14 protein-coding genes are annotated in these 15473 nt (G+C 66.9%); 11 read left to right on the top strand and 3 right to left on the bottom strand.

Features of this window, described 5'->3' with window-relative positions:
- Positions 1-493: 493 nt before the first annotated feature.
- On the bottom strand, positions 494-2557 hold the full coding sequence (locus tag LMF57_RS14760; protein WP_229290114.1) for a 3-hydroxyacyl-CoA dehydrogenase NAD-binding domain-containing protein: 2064 nt from the start codon (positions 2555-2557) through the stop codon (positions 494-496).
- Positions 2558-2792: 235 nt separating this feature from the next.
- Between LMF57_RS14760 and rpoE the strand changes: the two genes are divergently transcribed.
- The 9 genes from rpoE (at position 2793) to recO (ending at position 11442) form a co-directional block, all read left to right on the top strand.
- Positions 2793-3413: an RNA polymerase sigma factor RpoE gene (rpoE, locus tag LMF57_RS14755; RefSeq protein ID WP_025877103.1), complete on the top strand. Its 621-nt coding sequence runs from the start codon at positions 2793-2795 to the stop codon at positions 3411-3413.
- Positions 3410-4291 (top strand): sigma-E factor negative regulatory protein, encoded by an 882-nt coding sequence (locus LMF57_RS14750; RefSeq protein ID WP_229290113.1) that lies wholly within the window; start codon positions 3410-3412, stop codon positions 4289-4291. The genes rpoE and LMF57_RS14750 overlap by 4 nt, the downstream gene beginning before the upstream one ends.
- A gap of 74 nt (positions 4292-4365) precedes the next feature.
- Entirely contained in the window at positions 4366-5898 is a 1533-nt protein-coding gene (locus tag LMF57_RS14745; RefSeq protein ID WP_229290112.1) for a DegQ family serine endoprotease, read from the top strand.
- Between the two features lie 182 nt (positions 5899-6080).
- Positions 6081-7874 carry a translation elongation factor 4 gene (lepA, locus tag LMF57_RS14740; protein ID WP_049465871.1) on the top strand — a complete coding sequence of 598 codons (1794 nt, stop codon included), beginning with the start codon at positions 6081-6083 and terminating at the stop codon, positions 7872-7874.
- A gap of 54 nt (positions 7875-7928) precedes the next feature.
- The gene (gene lepB, locus LMF57_RS14735) at positions 7929-8723 is read left to right on the top strand and encodes a signal peptidase I (RefSeq protein WP_025877111.1); all 795 of its coding nucleotides are present in this window, start codon (positions 7929-7931) and stop codon (positions 8721-8723) included.
- 34 nt (positions 8724-8757) lie between these two features.
- Positions 8758-9141 carry a DUF4845 domain-containing protein gene (locus LMF57_RS14730; RefSeq protein ID WP_117311006.1) on the top strand — a complete coding sequence of 128 codons (384 nt, stop codon included), beginning with the start codon at positions 8758-8760 and terminating at the stop codon, positions 9139-9141.
- Positions 9131-9811, top strand: a complete 681-nt coding sequence (gene rnc / locus LMF57_RS14725) for a ribonuclease III (RefSeq protein WP_208081921.1) — start codon at positions 9131-9133, stop codon at positions 9809-9811. Before LMF57_RS14730 ends, rnc begins: the two co-directional genes overlap by 11 nt.
- Positions 9808-10704: a GTPase Era gene (gene era / locus LMF57_RS14720; protein ID WP_025877117.1), complete on the top strand. Its 897-nt coding sequence runs from the start codon at positions 9808-9810 to the stop codon at positions 10702-10704. Before rnc ends, era begins: the two co-directional genes overlap by 4 nt.
- 18 nt (positions 10705-10722) lie before the next feature.
- A complete protein-coding gene (gene recO, locus LMF57_RS14715; protein WP_208081920.1) occupies positions 10723-11442 on the top strand; it encodes a DNA repair protein RecO in 720 nt (239 codons plus the stop codon).
- A gap of 554 nt (positions 11443-11996) precedes the next feature.
- Here the strand turns inward: recO and LMF57_RS14710 are convergent.
- Complete coding sequence (locus LMF57_RS14710) at positions 11997-12719, bottom strand: response regulator (RefSeq protein ID WP_025879186.1); 723 nt, start codon at positions 12717-12719, stop codon at positions 11997-11999.
- Between the two features lie 128 nt (positions 12720-12847).
- On the opposite strand from LMF57_RS14710, the gene rlmD reads away from it, so the two are divergent.
- Positions 12848-14182: a 23S rRNA (uracil(1939)-C(5))-methyltransferase RlmD gene (gene rlmD, locus LMF57_RS14705; protein ID WP_229290111.1), complete on the top strand. Its 1335-nt coding sequence runs from the start codon at positions 12848-12850 to the stop codon at positions 14180-14182.
- 60 nt (positions 14183-14242) lie between these two features.
- Here rlmD and LMF57_RS14700 read toward each other — a convergent pair whose 3' ends face one another.
- A complete protein-coding gene (locus LMF57_RS14700) occupies positions 14243-14863 on the bottom strand; it encodes a hypothetical protein (protein ID WP_229290110.1) in 621 nt (206 codons plus the stop codon).
- 94 nt (positions 14864-14957) lie between these two features.
- Between LMF57_RS14700 and LMF57_RS14695 the strand changes: the two genes are divergently transcribed.
- Positions 14958-15443 carry a CYTH domain-containing protein gene (locus tag LMF57_RS14695; RefSeq protein ID WP_025879183.1) on the top strand — a complete coding sequence of 162 codons (486 nt, stop codon included), beginning with the start codon at positions 14958-14960 and terminating at the stop codon, positions 15441-15443.
- Positions 15444-15473 lie beyond the last annotated feature (30 nt).

Raw genomic sequence — 15473 nt, 5'->3', positions numbered from 1 at the left:
ACGCATAAAGCAGATCATGCGCTTGGCCGTGCGGGGTGGGTTCGCAGGACACGCCGTAAACCCGTCCATGGGGGCTCGATGGCGCCATCCATGGCGCCAACGGTCCTGCGAACCCACCCCGCACGGCCTTAGACAGTTTCCGTGGGCGTCCAGCCACGGAAAAGAAAAAATCAAAATCAAAATCAAACGCCGGTCGCTTCGCTCGCATCCACGCAGAGCGTGGACCAAGCGTGTCGCCCAAGGTCGACAGCTACAGGAAATCGCGATTTGCCTACCGTCACCGGAAAACTGTCAGGGGTGGGGCGGTGTGGGTGGGCAGGACCGTTGGCGCCATGGATGGCGCCATCGAGCCTACAGGGACGTACTTGCGGCGTGTCCTGCCCACCCACACCGCCCCGCCAACAAACAGAAAAGCCAGAGCCGGCTGTTGCTCCGGCTCTGGCTCTGGTTTTGGCTTTTGATCCAGCGGGTGCCGGGCCGCAGGCCCGGCTGATCAAACCACCGGTTCGCGCAGTACCGGGTTGTCCCAGCCCGGGCGCGGTGCGAAGCGATCACCGTGACGCTGCTGCAGCGCCTTCAGGCGCTCCACGATGGCATCGGCACCCACCGCACGGATGTGCTGGATCGGACCGCCGCGGAACGGTGCGAAACCGGTACCGAAGATCACGCCCGCGTCCAGCAGGTCCGCGTCGGCCACCACGCCTTCGTGCAGGCACGCCACCGCTTCGTTCAACAACGGCAGGATCAGGCGATCTTCCAGATCGGCAGGCGCCTGATAGTCGCGCGCCACGTCCGGCTTCTTGGCCCGGCCGTTCTCCCAGGTGTAGATGCCCTGGCCATCCTTCTTGCCGCGCTTGTCCGGTTCCACCGTCTGCAGCGCCGCCGGAATCTGCAGGCCCAGGAACGGGGCCAGTTCCTTGCCCACGCCAGCGGCCACGTCCAGGCCTACGGTGTCGATCAGTTCGATCGGGCCCATCGGCATGCCGAACTTCACCGCCGCCTTGTCGATCACCGGGCCCGGAATGCCTTCAGCGTATGCGGTGGCCGCTTCCAGCATGTACGGGAACAGCACGCGGTTGACCAGGAAACCGGGCGTGCCGGCCACCGGCACCGGGAACTTGCCCAGCGCCTTGCAGAAGGCTGCCAGGCGACGCTCGGTTTCGGCCGCCATGCCGTCGTGATGGATGATCTCCACCAACGGCATCTGGGCCACCGGGTTGAAGTAATGCAGGCCGGCGAACTGCGCCGGGCGCTGGATGTGATCGCGCAGCTCCACCAGCGGAATCGACGAGGTGTTGGTGGTCAGCAACGCGTCGAGCTTCATCTTCGGCTCCAGCGTCTGGTACAGCGCACGCTTGGCTTCCGGGTTCTCGATGATCGCTTCAATGACCAGATCGGCCTGCGCCACGCCATTGCCTTCCAGGTCCGCACGCAGGCGAGCGGCGACGGCCGGGCGCTTGCTCTCGTCACGCACCTTCTTGGCGAACAGTGCCTGCGCACGCTCCATGGCCGGGTCGATGAAGCGCTGCTCGCGGTCCTGCAGGGTCACTTCAAAACCCTTGTAGGCGGCCCACGCAGCAATGTCACCGCCCATCACGCCAGCACCGACCACGTGCACGTGGCGGATGCCGGAATCGCCACCGCCCAGGCCCTTCAGGCGTTCGGTGAGGAAGAAGATGCGGATCAGGTTGCGCGCGGTCGGCGTGCTGGCCAGCTTCACTACGGCGCGTCGTTCGGCATCCAGGCGTGCCTGCACCGGCTTGCCGCCGCTGCGCTGCCAGGTGCTGATCAACGCATACGGCGCCGGGTACTGGTCCTTCTTCGCCTTGCGTGCGACCTGCTTGACCATCTGCGGGGCCAGCAGCTGGCGTGCCGGCCAGGTATTGGTCGCCCAGGCCAGCGCACGCTGCTTGAACGGGCGGGTGGTGCCGGACAGTGCCAGCGCCACGGCGGTATCGAGCACGACGGCCGGTGCCACCACCTTGTCGACCAGCCCGATGCCGCGTGCGGCCGAGGCCGACAGCGTGCGTCCGGTCAGCATCATGTCCATCGCCGCCGGTGCGCCGACCAGCTGCGGCAGGCGCGCGCTGCCACCCCAGCCCGGGAAGATGCCCAGCTGGGTTTCCGGCAGGCCGATGCGGGTGGAACTGTCATTGGATGCAACGCGATAACGGCAGGCCAGGGCCAGCTCGGTACCGCCGCCCAGGCAATGGCCATGGATGGCGGCCACGGTCGGGCAGGGCAGTTCTGCCAGCTTCTGGTAGGTCGACTGGCCGCGGCGGATGGCGTCGTTGACGGTGCCGCGGCGATCGAACTCCTGGAACTCATTCAGGTCGGCACCGGCGATGAAGCCTGCCTTCTTGAGGGACTGGATCACCACGCCCTTCGGTGGGTCCATGGCGATGCGCTCCAGCAGGTCGCCCAGCTCCAGCAGCACGTCCTGCGACATTGCGTTGACACTGCTGTCCTGACGATCCAGAGAGAGGACCACCACGCCATCGTCGCGGATCTCGGGGTGCCAGTGGCTGAAGCGGAGACCATCGAAGCTTGAGAGCATGGACGTTCCATCCGGTTGTGTATGGAGAAGGGGGCTATGATCCAGAGGTTGTTTCCCCCGCGTCAAATCCCAATAGCAGGGGTGTGGCGCCCCGGATCGCAGGCCTTGGACCGGAACGTTAACGGAACGGTGGTTAAAAGCTGGTGCGGCGCCAGGTGATCGGCGACTGAACTTTTCCCGGGATTGGCAGTCTCATTGCCCGACGTCGGTTGGGCTGACAGGAGTGCGGCCCCTCATGGCCGATGTTGATACACCTCAGGAGCTGGATCTGGAACTGGTCCGGCGCGTGCAGCACGGCGAGAGTGCCGCCTTCGATGTCCTGGTGCGCAAGTACCAGCATCGGGTCGTGGCCCTGGTCGGCCGCTACATCGCCGACTGGAGTGAATGTCAGGACGTGGCCCAGGACACTTTCATCCGTGCATATCGCGCGATTGGAAGCTTCCGCGGCGACGCCCAGTTCTCAACCTGGTTGCATCGGATCGCCGTGAACACCGCCAAAAACCACCTGGCTTCGCACAATCGCCGCCCGCCGACCGATGACATCGACATCGGCGACGCCGAGCAGTTCGACAGCGGCACACGCCTGCGCGACACCGATACGCCCGAGCGCGAGTTGATGCGCCAGGAACTGGAACAGACGGTGATGAAGGCCGTCAACGCGCTGCCGGAAGAACTCCGGTCGGCGATCACCCTGCGCGAGGTGGAAGGCCTGAGCTACGAGGAAATCGCGCAGAAGATGGGGTGCCCGATCGGCACCGTGCGTTCACGGATCTTCCGGGCGCGCGAGGCGATCGACACCGAACTCCGGCCGCTGCTGGACATCGGCAGTGCCACCCGCGAGAAGAGCCGTATATGACCCGCATTCCGAACAACGAACCGCATAACCACCAGTCTCCCGCCGGGCAACGCCTGGACGAACGCCATCGCCAGCAGCTGTCGGCGCTGGTCGACGGCGAGCTGGGCGCCGATGAAGCGCGTTTCCTGCTGCGCCGGATGGAGCACGACCCCGAGCTGGCCGGTTGCCAGGAGCGCTGGCAGCTGCTGGGCGACGTGATGCGCGGGCAGGCGTCGGCACTGGCTCCTGCCGGGTTCAGTGCCGCCGTGGCTGCCGCCATCGCGGCCGAGCCGGCGCCACAGGCCGAGCCGCGTCGCCAGGTACGTCGCAGTGGCTGGCGGGCCTGGGGCGGCGGCGCCGCCCTGGCCGCGTCGGTGGCCGCCGTCGCGCTGTTCATCGGCGGCGAGAAACTGAAGGAGGCCACGCCGGGTGAACCGCTGACGCCGCAGGTGATCGCCAGCCAGGCGGAACTGCCGCCGGCGCCAACCGCGCCGGCCCCGGTGACCGAAGCATCGGTGGATACCGCCGCGATGGCCGTGGCGGCGGCGCCGGCTGTGGCGATGGCTGCCACCAGCCGTCGCCAGGACGCCCGCCGCGCCAGTGCAACCCGCAGCCAGCAGGCCGCGCGTGCCGCCCAGCGCGATGACGCTCCGCAGCGCGCCATCGCCGCCCTGCAGGCACCGCTGGCTCCGACCGTACCGGCCAACGCCAACCACAACCTGCCATTCGGTGAGGTCGGCGGGCTGCAGGCCCGGCCGTGGCCGCGCTCCAGCCTGGCGCCGACCGCGGGTGGTGCGCTCAATGCCAGTTTCCCGGCCCGCGCCGGCGGTGCCGCGTTCTACCCGTTCGAGCCGCGCCTGCAGGACGACCTGCCGGTGCCGCCGCGCCCGCGCGACTGAGCCGGGCGCCTTCACGCCCCGCCGTCGGCGGGGCCCGTATTCCTCTTTCCATCCGACCCGGAGGTTGCCGTCCGATGACTCCCCGACTTCGCACGCAGGCCATTGGCCTGCTGGCCCTGACCCTTCCCTTGGTGGCCTGCGCGCAGGCGCCGGCGCCTGCCGCCCCGGCCCAGCCTGCGCCGGCCGCGGCGCCGCGGGCGCCTGCACAACCGCTGGTCAGTGGCTTGCCCGACTTCACCAACCTGGTCGAACAGGTCGGCCCGGGCGTGGTCAACGTCGACACCACCATCGTCCGCAACAACCGCCAGGCCTCGCGCGGCCCGATGGGCGACGATGACATGCCGGAGTTCTTCCGCCGCTTCTTCGGCCCTGACTTCCCGATGCCAGGGCAGGGGCCGGGTGGGCAGGATGGCGGTCCCAGCATCAAGGGGCGTGGCATGGGATCGGGCTTCATCATCTCGCCCGATGGCTACGTACTGACCAACTACCACGTGGTGGCCGACGCCAGCGAGGTGAAGGTCAAGCTGGGCGACAGCCGCGAGTTCAGTGCCAAGGTGGTGGGCAGCGACCAGCAGTACGACGTGGCCCTGCTCAAGATCGATGGCAAGAACCTGCCCACCGTGCGCGTGGGCGATTCCAACACCCTGAAGCCGGGCCAATGGGTTGTCGCGATCGGCTCGCCGTTCGGCCTCGACCATTCCGTTACCGCCGGCGTGGTCAGCGCCGTCGGTCGCAGTACGGGGGGGCCGGACCAGCGCTACGTGCCATTCATCCAGACCGACGTGGCGATCAACCAGGGCAATTCCGGTGGGCCGCTGCTGAACACCCGCGGCGAAGTGGTCGGCATCAACTCGCAGATCTTCTCGGCCTCCGGTGGCTACATGGGCATCAGCTTCGCGATCCCGATCGACCTGGCGATGAGCGCGGTCGAGCAGATCAAGAAGAGCGGCAAGGTCACCCGCGGCCAGCTCGGCGCGGTGGTCGAACCGATCGATTCGTTGAAGGCGCAGGGACTGGGCCTGCCCGACAGCCGCGGCGCGCTGGTCAACCAGATCGTGGCCGGCAGTGCGGCCGCCAAGGCCGGCGTGCAGGTGGGCGATGTCATCCGCTCGGTCAACGGCAGCGCGGTCAACAGCTGGTCCGACCTGCCGCCGCTGATCGGTGCGATGGCACCGGGCAGCAAGGTGAACCTGGTGGTTTACCGCGACGGCAAGCCGCATGAGCTTAGTGCCACGCTGACCGCACTGAGCGAGGACGGGCAGGCCAATGTCCGCGGGCCGTCGGCTGGCGGTGGCGAGGCGGCTCCGCAGACCGGTGCCAACGCCCTGCTGGGGCTGGACGTCAGCGACCTGAACGCGGCCCAGCGCAAGCAGTTGGGGCTCAACGGCAATGAAGGCGTGCGCATCACCGGGGTCAAGGGCCAGGCGGCACGCGATGCCGGCCTGTCGCCGGGCATGGTGATCCTGCAGGTCGGCCGCACTGCGGTCGGCAGCGTGGATGCACTGAACCGGGCGTTGTCCAGCTTCAAGAAGGACGACGTGGTGATGCTGCTTGTCCGCACGGCCAACGGCAACAGCGCCTTCGTGGCGGTGAAGGCCGGCCAGTAAGGCTCCTGCCGGGGCCGCTTCGGCGGCGCCGGCGCGGCCCCCGAAGCCCCGCCCCGGCGGGGCTTCGGCCGTTCTGGCCCCGGTCCGATGAGGCAGTTTTCGCGGCCGGGCGCCGGGCATGCGATAATCGACCGTTACCCTGACGACGCCGCGCGCCGCCGCCACCTATGTCTTCTGATTCGATGCGGAACATCCGCAACTTCTCCATCATCGCCCATGTCGACCACGGCAAGTCCACGCTGGCCGACCGCATCATCCAGCTCTGCGGCGGCCTCCAGGCCCGCGAGATGGAAGCGCAGGTGCTCGACTCCAACCCGATCGAGCGCGAGCGTGGCATCACCATCAAGGCGCAGTCGGTGTCGCTGCCGTACGTGGCGAAGGATGGCCAGACCTACCACCTGAACTTCATCGACACCCCCGGCCACGTCGACTTCTCCTATGAAGTCAGCCGCTCGCTGGCCGCCTGCGAGGGCGCGCTGCTGGTGGTCGATGCGGCCCAGGGCGTGGAAGCGCAGTCCGTCGCCAACTGCTACACGGCCGTTGAGCAGGGGCTGGAAGTGGTGCCGGTGATCAACAAGATCGACCTGCCCACCGCCGATATCGAGCGCGCCAAAGCCGAGATCGAGGCCGTGATCGGCATCGATGCCAGCGACGCCGTGCCGGTCAGCGCCAAGACCGGCCTGAACGTGCAGGACGTGCTGGAAGCGATCGTGCATCGCATTCCGGCGCCGGTGCCGCGCGATACCGACAAGCTGCAGGCGCTGATCATCGACTCGTGGTTCGACAACTACCTGGGCGTGGTCTCGCTGGTGCGCGTGATGCAGGGCGAGATCAAGGCCGGTGACAAGCTGCAGGTGATGTCCACCGGCCGCAACCACCAGGTCGACAACGTCGGTGTGTTCACCCCGAAGCGCAAGGTGCTGCCGGCACTGCGCGCGGGCGAAGTGGGCTGGGTCACCGCCAGCATCAAGGACGTGCACGGCGCTCCCGTCGGCGACACCCTGACCCTGGCCGGCGATCCGGCACCGAAACCGCTGCCCGGCTTCCAGGAAATGCAGCCGCGCGTGTTCGCCGGCCTGTTCCCGGTCGATGCCGAGGACTACCCGGACCTGCGCGAAGCGCTGGACAAGCTGCGCCTGAACGATGCCGCGCTGCGCTTCGAGCCGGAAAGCTCCGAAGCGATGGGCTTCGGTTTCCGTTGCGGCTTCCTCGGCATGCTGCACATGGAAATCGTGCAGGAGCGCCTGGAGCGCGAATACAACCTGGACCTGATCAGCACCGCGCCGACGGTGGTGTATGAAGTCCTGAAGACCGATGGCACGATCATCAACATGGACAACCCGGCCAAGCTGCCGCCGGTGAACCATGTGCAGGAGATCCGCGAGCCGATCATCCGCGCCAACGTGCTCACTCCCGAGGAGTACATCGGCAACATCATCAAGCTGTGCGAAGAAAAGCGCGGCAGCCAGATCGGCATCAACTACCTGGGCAGCCAGGTGCAGATCAGCTACGAGCTGCCGATGGCCGAAGTGGTGCTGGACTTCTTCGACAAGCTGAAGTCGGTCAGCCGTGGCTATGCCTCGCTGGACTACCACTTCGTGCGCTTCGATGCCGGTCCGTTCGTGCGCGTGGACGTGCTGATCAACGGCGACAAGGTCGATGCGCTGTCGCTGATCGTGCATCGCAGCCATGCCGATCGTCGTGGTCGCGAGCTGTGCGAAAAGATGAAGGACCTGATCCCGCGCCAGCAGTTCGACGTGGCCATCCAGGCTGCCGTCGGCTCGCAGATCATCTCGCGCACCACGGTCAAGGCCATGCGCAAGAACGTTCTGGCCAAGTGCTATGGTGGCGACGTTTCGCGCAAGAAGAAGCTTCTGGAAAAGCAGAAGGAAGGCAAGAAGCGCATGAAGCAGGTCGGCCGCGTGGAAATTCCGCAGGAAGCGTTCCTGGCCGTGCTGCAGATGGACAACAAATAAGCCCCGAAACCGGCCTTCGGGCCGATCGTCCGGTGACGTTGCAAAGGACCCTGAATGAAACTGTTTGAGATCCTCCTGGTCGTGCTGACCCTGGCCTCCGGCCTGATCCTGCTGGCCGACAAGCTGTACCTGGCCAAGCGTCGCGCCCAGCGCGCCGGCCTGCTCGACACCGAGCCGGTGCTGGTGGACTACTCGCGTGCGTTCTTCCCGGTGCTGGCGATCGTGCTGATCGTGCGCAGCTTCATCGCCGAGCCGTACAAGATCCCGTCCAGCTCGATGATGCCGAACCTGCTGATCGGCGATTTCATCCTGGTCAACAAGTTCTCCTATGGCCTGCGCCTGCCGATCACCAATACCCGCTTCGTGCCGGTCGGCGATCCGGCCCGCGGTGACGTGGTGGTGTTCCACTTCCCCGGCCATGGTGACAACGACCCGGCCAAGGGCGAGAACTTCATCAAGCGCGTGATCGGCGTGCCGGGCGACACCGTCGTGTTCGAAGGCGACGGCGTGATCCTCAACGGCGAGCCGCTGAAGTACGACAACAAGGGCATCTACGCCGGCCACAAGGGCCAGGGCGAGGGCGCCAACCTGCTGGTCGAGCACCTGCCGGGCCGCACCCACACCGTGCTGGAGACCGACTATCCGCGTGGCCAGGGCCAGTGGACGGTGCCGGCGGGCAAGTACCTGGTGATGGGTGACAATCGCGACAACAGCGACGACGGCCGTTTCTGGGGCCTGCTGCCGGAAGAGAACCTGCGCGGCAAGGCATTCCTGATCTGGCTGAACTGCCAGGGCTGGTTCTGCAAGGACGGCTTCGAACCGTCGCGGATCGGCTCGAGCATCAACTGACTTCACATCCACTCGCGTATCTGGGGAGAACGCAATGAAGACGATGAACACGCAGCGCGGCATGACCCTGACTTCGTTCCTGACGGTCCTGATCGTGGTTGGCTTCTTCCTCTACATCGGCATGAAGCTGTTCCCGATGTACCAGGAGTATTACGCGGTGCGCTCGGCGATGAAGAGCCTGGCCAAGGAACCGGGCATCGGCAGCATGGCGCCGGCCAACATCCAGGATCTGTTCTTCAAGCGGCTGTACATCAACTACTCGGACAACGTGAAGCCGGCCAACGTCAAGTTTGATCGCCGCGACAATGGCTGGACCCTCAAGGTCAACTACGAAGTGCGCCGCCCGCTGGTCGGCAACCTGGATGTGGTTGGCAAATTCGATTCTTCCCAGGACCTGACCCGTAGCGGTGCCGAATAAATCTTTCCAACGTGAAGACCTGATCGGTCACGCCTTCCGTGATCCAGACCTGCTCAAGCAGGCGCTGACCCATCGCAGTGCCGGCGCGCCGCATAACGAGCGGCTGGAGTTCCTTGGCGACAGCATCGTCAACATGCTGGTCGCCGAGGCGTTGTACCTGCGCTGGCCCAAGGCCGACGAAGGCGCGATGACCCGCGCCCGCGCCGAGCTGGTGCGCGAGGGTGCGCTGGCGGTGATCGCGCGGACCCTGCAGCTGGGTGACCGGCTGACGATGGGGCCTGGTGAAATGAAGTCCGGCGGCCATCGCCGCGACTCGATCCTGGCCGATGCAGTGGAGGCCGTGGTCGCGGCGATCTATCTGGATGCCGGCTTCGAAGCCTGCCGGGCGAAGGTCCTGCCGTGGTTTGCCGCCTCGATGGAGGCGCTGCCGGCCACCGGACGACCGGAGAAGGACCCCAAGACCCGCCTGCAGGAATGGCTGCAGGGCCGACAGAAGGCGTTGCCACAGTACGAACTGGTGTCAGAATCCGGTGACGACCACGCCAAACACTTCCGGGTACGCTGCAACGTAGCCGACCCCGCCGCCAGCACCGAGGGCGAAGGCTCCTCGCGGCGGATTGCCGAACAACAAGCGGCTGCGGCCGTCCTTGAACAACTGGATTCCAAGTGAGCGAACAAACTCCCCATCATTGCGGCAGCGTGGCCGTCATCGGCCGCCCGAACGTGGGCAAGTCGACCCTGACCAATGCCCTGGTCGGCGCCAAGGTCAGCATCGTCTCCAACCGGCCGCAGACCACCCGTCACCGCCTGCTGGGCATTGCCACCTACCCGGAAGGGCAGCTGGTGCTGGTCGACACGCCCGGCCTGCACAAGGTGCAGAAGCGGGCGATGAACCGGGTCATGAACCGCGCTGCCCGCGGCTCGCTGGAAGGCGTCGACGCCGGCCTGCTGGTGATCGAAGCCGGTCGCTGGGACGAAGAGGACAGCCTGGCCTTCAACGTGCTGCGCGACGCCGGTATCCCGGTGGTGCTGGTGGTCAACAAGATCGACCGCATGAAGGACAAGGGCGCACTGCTGCCGTTCCTGCAGGAAGTGACCGCCGGCCGTGATTTCTCGTCGGTGCATCCGATTTCGGCGCAGAAGCGCAACGGCCTGGAAGCCCTGGTCCGTGACGTGCTGGCGCTGTTGCCGGAAGCCCCGCCGATGTTCGGCGAAGACGAGATCACCGACCGCAGCCAGCGATTCCTGGCCGGCGAACTGGTGCGTGAACAGCTGATGCGCCAGTTGGGCGAAGAGCTGCCGTACGCCACCACGGTGGAGATCGAGCGCTTCACCGAGGATGGCAACCTGCTGCGCATCGGTGCGGTGATCTGGGTCGAGCGCGAAGGCCAGAAGGCGATCGTGATCGGCAAGGGCGGCACCCGCCTGAAGGAGATCGGGGCCAAGTCCCGCCTGCAGATGGAGCGTCTGTTCGGGGCCAAGGTGTTCCTGGAAACCTGGGTGCGCGTGCGTGAAGGCTGGTCCGATGACGAGGCCGCGCTGAAGGCCTTCGGCTACGAATAAGCCGCGAAGGTCGCTTCGATGCTGATCGAGGACGACACCGGCTTCGTGCTGCATGCACGGGCCTATCGCGAGACCAGCCTGCTGGTCGAGGTATTGAGCGCCGAGCACGGCCGGATCGGCCTGCTCGCGCGTGGTGTCTCCACGGCCAAGGGCCAGGTGCTGCGAGCGGCCCTGCAGCCCCTGCAGTGGATCCGCTTCAGCGCGCTGCAGCGTGGCGAACTGGCCCAGCTGCGCGGTGCTGAAGCGCTGGATGTGGCGCCGCGCCTGCTCGGCCAGGCCATGCTGGCCGGGTTCTATCTCAGCGAGTTGACCCTGCGCCTGGCGCCGCGCCAGGACCCGCTGCCAGAGTTGTACCTGGCCTTTGGTGAAGCGCGTGCGCGCCTGGCCGTGGGGGCTGGACTGGCCTGGACCCTGCGCCGTTTCGAACGCGAACTGCTGGCGGCGCTGGGGGTGGGCTTCGATCTGGAGACCGCCAGCGATGGCCAGCCGATCGACCCGGCGGCGCGCTATGAACTGGACCCGCAGGAAGGACCGCAGCGCCTGCTCAGCGAGCGTGGCAGCGAGCGTCGCGCAGCGGCTACCGGTTCGGCACTGCTGGCCCTGGCAGCCGACGACGAACCCGACGCAGCCGATCTGGCCAGCCTGCGGCTGCCGATGCGGCGGGTGCTGGCCCATCACCTGGGCGCGCGCGGGTTGAAGTCGTGGGAGATGCTGGAGCAGCTGACACCCCGGCGTTGAGGGGTGTTCGGCAGGGCTTGCAGCCCTGCACCTGCCGAATCAACGTCAACGTCAACGTCAACGGCAAAAGCTGGCTATCCGTGGGTAGGCGGGGTGGGTCCGGTAGCGGGGGACGCCGTAAACCCATCCCTGGGGGCTTGGCCGCGGCATCCATGCCGCGGACACCCCCGCAACCGGACCCACCCCGCCTTCGACAATTGTCCGCGAGCTGTCGGAACGGCTTCCGCCTCTGGTAGGTGTCGACCTTGGTCGACACGTAGATCCACGCCATGCGTGGATGCTCTTCGTTCAAGTGTCGAAATATTCGATTTCGATGGAGATTCATCCACGCATGGCGCGGATCTACCAGCATTCGGGGAATTGTCGGAGGCGGGTCGGTGTCGGATTGCGGGGTGTCCGCGGCACGGATGCCGCGGCCAAGCCTACACGGACGTACTTGCGGCGTCCCCGCAATCCGACACCGTCCCGCCATCCCGCAGGAAGCTGCTTTGGCTGTTGCCGTTGCTCCGGCTGTTGCCTCTGCAGGTGCAGGGCGCAGCCCCGCCGAGCAACCCTCAGTGCAGCAGGGCCGCTACCGCCGCGCGGAACCCCGCCTGTGCCTGCCCCGATTCGGGCGTGTGATGGAGCTGCCGTACCGCACGTGCCAGTCGCGCTGCACCCACGAACCCGCAGCTGGCCTGCAACCGGTGCAGCTGGCTGCGCAGCTGGCGCTCGTCATGCTGGTCCACCGCCTGTTCGACCGCATCGCGCACGCCCGGCAGTTCGGCCAGGAACAGCTCGCGCAGGGCGATCAGGTGGTTGCGTTGGCCATTGAGCGCTGCCAGGGCGGCGGTTTCGTCCCAGTCCTCCAGGGCCAGCTCGACCGCCGCCGGCGGCACCGTGGAACCGGCGGGGCTGTTGACCAGCGCACGACGGACCGCCTTCAGCAGTTGGTCACGGCCCAGCGGCTTGACCAGGGTGTCGCTGAAACCCGCCTCGCGCAGGCGTGCGTGAATGGCAGCATCGCCGTCGGCGGTATGCGCCAGCGCCGGGGTGTCCGGGTGCGAGCGGCGCAGCTGGTGCAACAGCTGGGCACCATTGCCATCGGGCAGGTTGACGTCGATCAGCCACAGATCGTGGGCACCGGGCTCGGCGCGCGCCAGTGCGCTGGCCAGTGAGTCGGCGGTGTCCACATCTGCTGGTAACGTTTCCAACGCCGCTTTGAAAAAACCACGGCTGATGATGTCGTCCTCGACAAGCAGGAAGCGGGGTCGACTGGCCCGCGGGGTCATCTGCATCAGGGCTGCCTCCATGTCAGCTGGGGTCAATCATCAAGCACGGCGGCGGCGGGCGCAAGCGGCCAGCGGCCCGGCCGGTCAGGATCTGCGACAATACGCCCCCACTTTTGCCCGCAGCCTGTTGCCACGTGGCCCGATCCCGCTCCCGCATCGACCGTACTCCCTTCCAGACCGAGATCCTCGACCTCAGCCATGATGGTCGCGGTGTTGCCCGCCGTGAAGGCGAGGGCGGCAAGGTCACCTTCATCAGCGGCGCCCTGCCGGGCGAAGTGGTGATGGCCGAACAGACCGCCCGCAGCCGCCACTTCGATGAAGCGCGTACGGTGGAAGTGCTGCAGGCCTCGCCGCAGCGGGTGACGCCCAAGTGCCCGCATTTCGGCACCTGCGCCGGCTGCGTGCTGCAGCATCTGGACGAAGACCAGCAGATCGTGGCCAAGCAGCGCGTGCTGATGGACAACCTGGAGCGCATCGGCCATGTGAAGCCGGGCACCGTGCTGCCGCCGCTGGTGGGTGACAGCTGGGGCTACCGCCGCAAGGGCCGGTTTTCGGTGCGCCGGGTCGAGAAGAAGGACAAGACCCTGGTCGGCTTCCGCGAGCAGGACCCGCGCTTCGTCGCGGACCTGCAGCAGTGCCTGACCGTGATCCCGGAAATCGGCACCAAGGTGGAGGTGCTGTCGACCTTCATCGAATCCCTGGATGGCAAGCGCGACATCCCGCAGATCGAATTCATCGCCGGTGACCAGGCCGTGGTGCTGACCGTGCGTCACCTGCGGCCGCTGAGTGACGGTGATCGCGCCGCCTGGGCGGCCTTCGGCCAACAGCACGGCTTTGTCATCTACCTGCAGTCGGGCGGCGTGGATACCGTGCAGCCGCTGGACGGGCAGGGCGTGGCGCTTTCGTTCCGGCTGGCGCCGTGGGATGTCGAACTGGCGTTCCGTCCGCTGGATTTCATCCAGGTCAATGCCAAGCTCAACGAGAAGATGATCGCCCACGCGCTGGACCTGCTTGAACCGGGTGCCGACGAGCGCGTGCTGGACCTGTTCTGTGGCCTGGGCAACTTCACCCTGCCGCTGGCGCGCAAGGTGCGCGAAGTGGTGGGCGTGGAAGGCGATGCCGGGCTGGTGGCGCGTGCGCGTGAGAATGCCGAGCGCAACGGGCTGGCCAACGCGCAGTTCTACAGCGCCGACCTTACCCAGGACCAGCGCAGCACGGCGTGGATGCGCCAGGGCTTTGACAAGCTGCTGCTGGATCCGCCGCGTTCGGGCGCCATCGAAGTGCTGCAGCAGCTGCCGTTGAAGCAGTTCAAGCGCATCGTCTATGTCAGCTGCCATCCGGGCTCGCTGGCCCGCGACGCCGGCTACCTGGTCAACGAACAGGGCTTCACCCTGGTCAGCGCCGGTGCGATGGACATGTTCCCGCATACCGCGCACGTGGAAAGCATCGCGGTGTTCGAAAAGCGCTGATGCCTGCAGCGCCGGGGGCTGCCCGGCGCCTGCCTTGCCGCTTGCAGGCAGGCAATGCGGTCAGTCGGCCGGGGCGTTCTGCCACTGGCCGTCCACGCGCACGAAGGCCATGGACTGCTCGCCGTGCTCGCTGCCGTCGCCCGCGCGCACGGTGCATTCGATGGCGGCCCTGTCGCTGGCGACCTCGCAGTTCCTCACTTCCTGCACCTGCAGGGTGCTGGCAGCCTGTTCGAAGCGTGCGCGCAGGGCAGGGTCGGCCTGCTGCTGCGCCTGCCCGGCGATCCGTTCGCGCAACAGCGCCTGCACCCTTTCCCGGGGCGGCGCCGGTACGGGCACATTGCGCTGGTCACGCAGTGTCCACACGCCGTCCACCAGGGCCAGCCGCAGCAGCTGCGGTCGCGATTCGATGCCTGCGCTGGCGGTGGCGATGCAATCGACGGCGTCGCCGGCCTCGGCGGGGGCACAGCTGTCCAGGGTCTGCAGACGGGGCCGGAACGTCTCGGCAACCAAGCGGCTGCTGCCGCTGGCGGGGCGATCGGCAACGGCCTCGTCGAACATCCGGTCCATCGCAGCCTGTGCCTGCTGCAGCGAAGGTACCGCCGCCGATCCGGCGCTGGCAACGGCGCACGGCAGCAGCGCTGACAGGGCAAGACCGCGACGAAGGCGATGGGAAAGCGTCATGAGCGACCATTCCATGGTTGGGGGGCCGCGCAGTGTAGTCGTGCCCGTCGCCGCGCCGATAGGCAGCGTCTGGCGTGAGCCGCATACTGTGCCCATGGGCATCGAAATCGAACGCAAATTCCTCGTCACCCATGATGGGTGGCGCACCGCCGCGCACCGGGTCATCCCGATGGCGCAGGGCTACATCAACGATCTGGGCGCGCTCGACCGCGGCACCCAGAACGCCTCGGTGCGGGTCCGCATCGAAGGCGACAAGGCCGCGCTGAACCTGAAGTCGCGCACCTTGGGCCATACCCGGCAGGAGTTCGACTATCCGATTCCGGTGCAGGATGCGCGCGACCTGCTGGCGCTGTGCGTCGGCGGCCTGATCGACAAGCGCCGCCATTTGGTCGAGTACGCCGGCCTGACCTGGGAAGTGGACGAGTTCCTCGGCGACAACGCCGGCCTGGTGGTCGCCGAAGTCGAGCTGGACAGCGCCGACCAGGTCATCGACCTACCGGACTGGATCGGCGCCGAAGTGACCGACGACGCCCGCTACTACAACGTCGCTCTGGCCAGCCGCCCCTATTCACAGTGGTGAAACCCTCCGTCCCCTTTTTTCGAGGGTGTC

Source organism: Stenotrophomonas sp. SI-NJAU-1 (assembly GCF_020883215.1).
In the GTDB taxonomy this organism is placed as follows: Bacteria; Pseudomonadota; Gammaproteobacteria; order Xanthomonadales; family Xanthomonadaceae; genus Stenotrophomonas; species Stenotrophomonas indicatrix.
This window is presented reverse-complemented; position numbering and strand designations above follow the sequence as displayed.

Coding starts and splice junctions, on each gene's coding strand:
- lepA (WP_049465871.1), top strand. CDS start 6,081: ATGCGGAACATCCGCAACTTCTCCATCATCGCCCATGTCGACCACGGC.
- LMF57_RS14730 (WP_117311006.1), top strand. CDS start 8,758: ATGAAGACGATGAACACGCAGCGCGGCATGACCCTGACTTCGTTCCTG.
- LMF57_RS14710 (WP_025879186.1), bottom strand. CDS start 12,719: ATGCAGATGACCCCGCGGGCCAGTCGACCCCGCTTCCTGCTTGTCGAG.
- LMF57_RS14700 (WP_229290110.1), bottom strand. CDS start 14,863: ATGACGCTTTCCCATCGCCTTCGTCGCGGTCTTGCCCTGTCAGCGCTG.
- LMF57_RS14760 (WP_229290114.1), bottom strand. CDS start 2,557: ATGCTCTCAAGCTTCGATGGTCTCCGCTTCAGCCACTGGCACCCCGAG.
- rpoE (WP_025877103.1), top strand. CDS start 2,793: ATGGCCGATGTTGATACACCTCAGGAGCTGGATCTGGAACTGGTCCGG.
- LMF57_RS14750 (WP_229290113.1), top strand. CDS start 3,410: ATGACCCGCATTCCGAACAACGAACCGCATAACCACCAGTCTCCCGCC.
- recO (WP_208081920.1), top strand. CDS start 10,723: ATGCTGATCGAGGACGACACCGGCTTCGTGCTGCATGCACGGGCCTAT.
- LMF57_RS14745 (WP_229290112.1), top strand. CDS start 4,366: ATGACTCCCCGACTTCGCACGCAGGCCATTGGCCTGCTGGCCCTGACC.
- LMF57_RS14695 (WP_025879183.1), top strand. CDS start 14,958: ATGGGCATCGAAATCGAACGCAAATTCCTCGTCACCCATGATGGGTGG.
- lepB (WP_025877111.1), top strand. CDS start 7,929: ATGAAACTGTTTGAGATCCTCCTGGTCGTGCTGACCCTGGCCTCCGGC.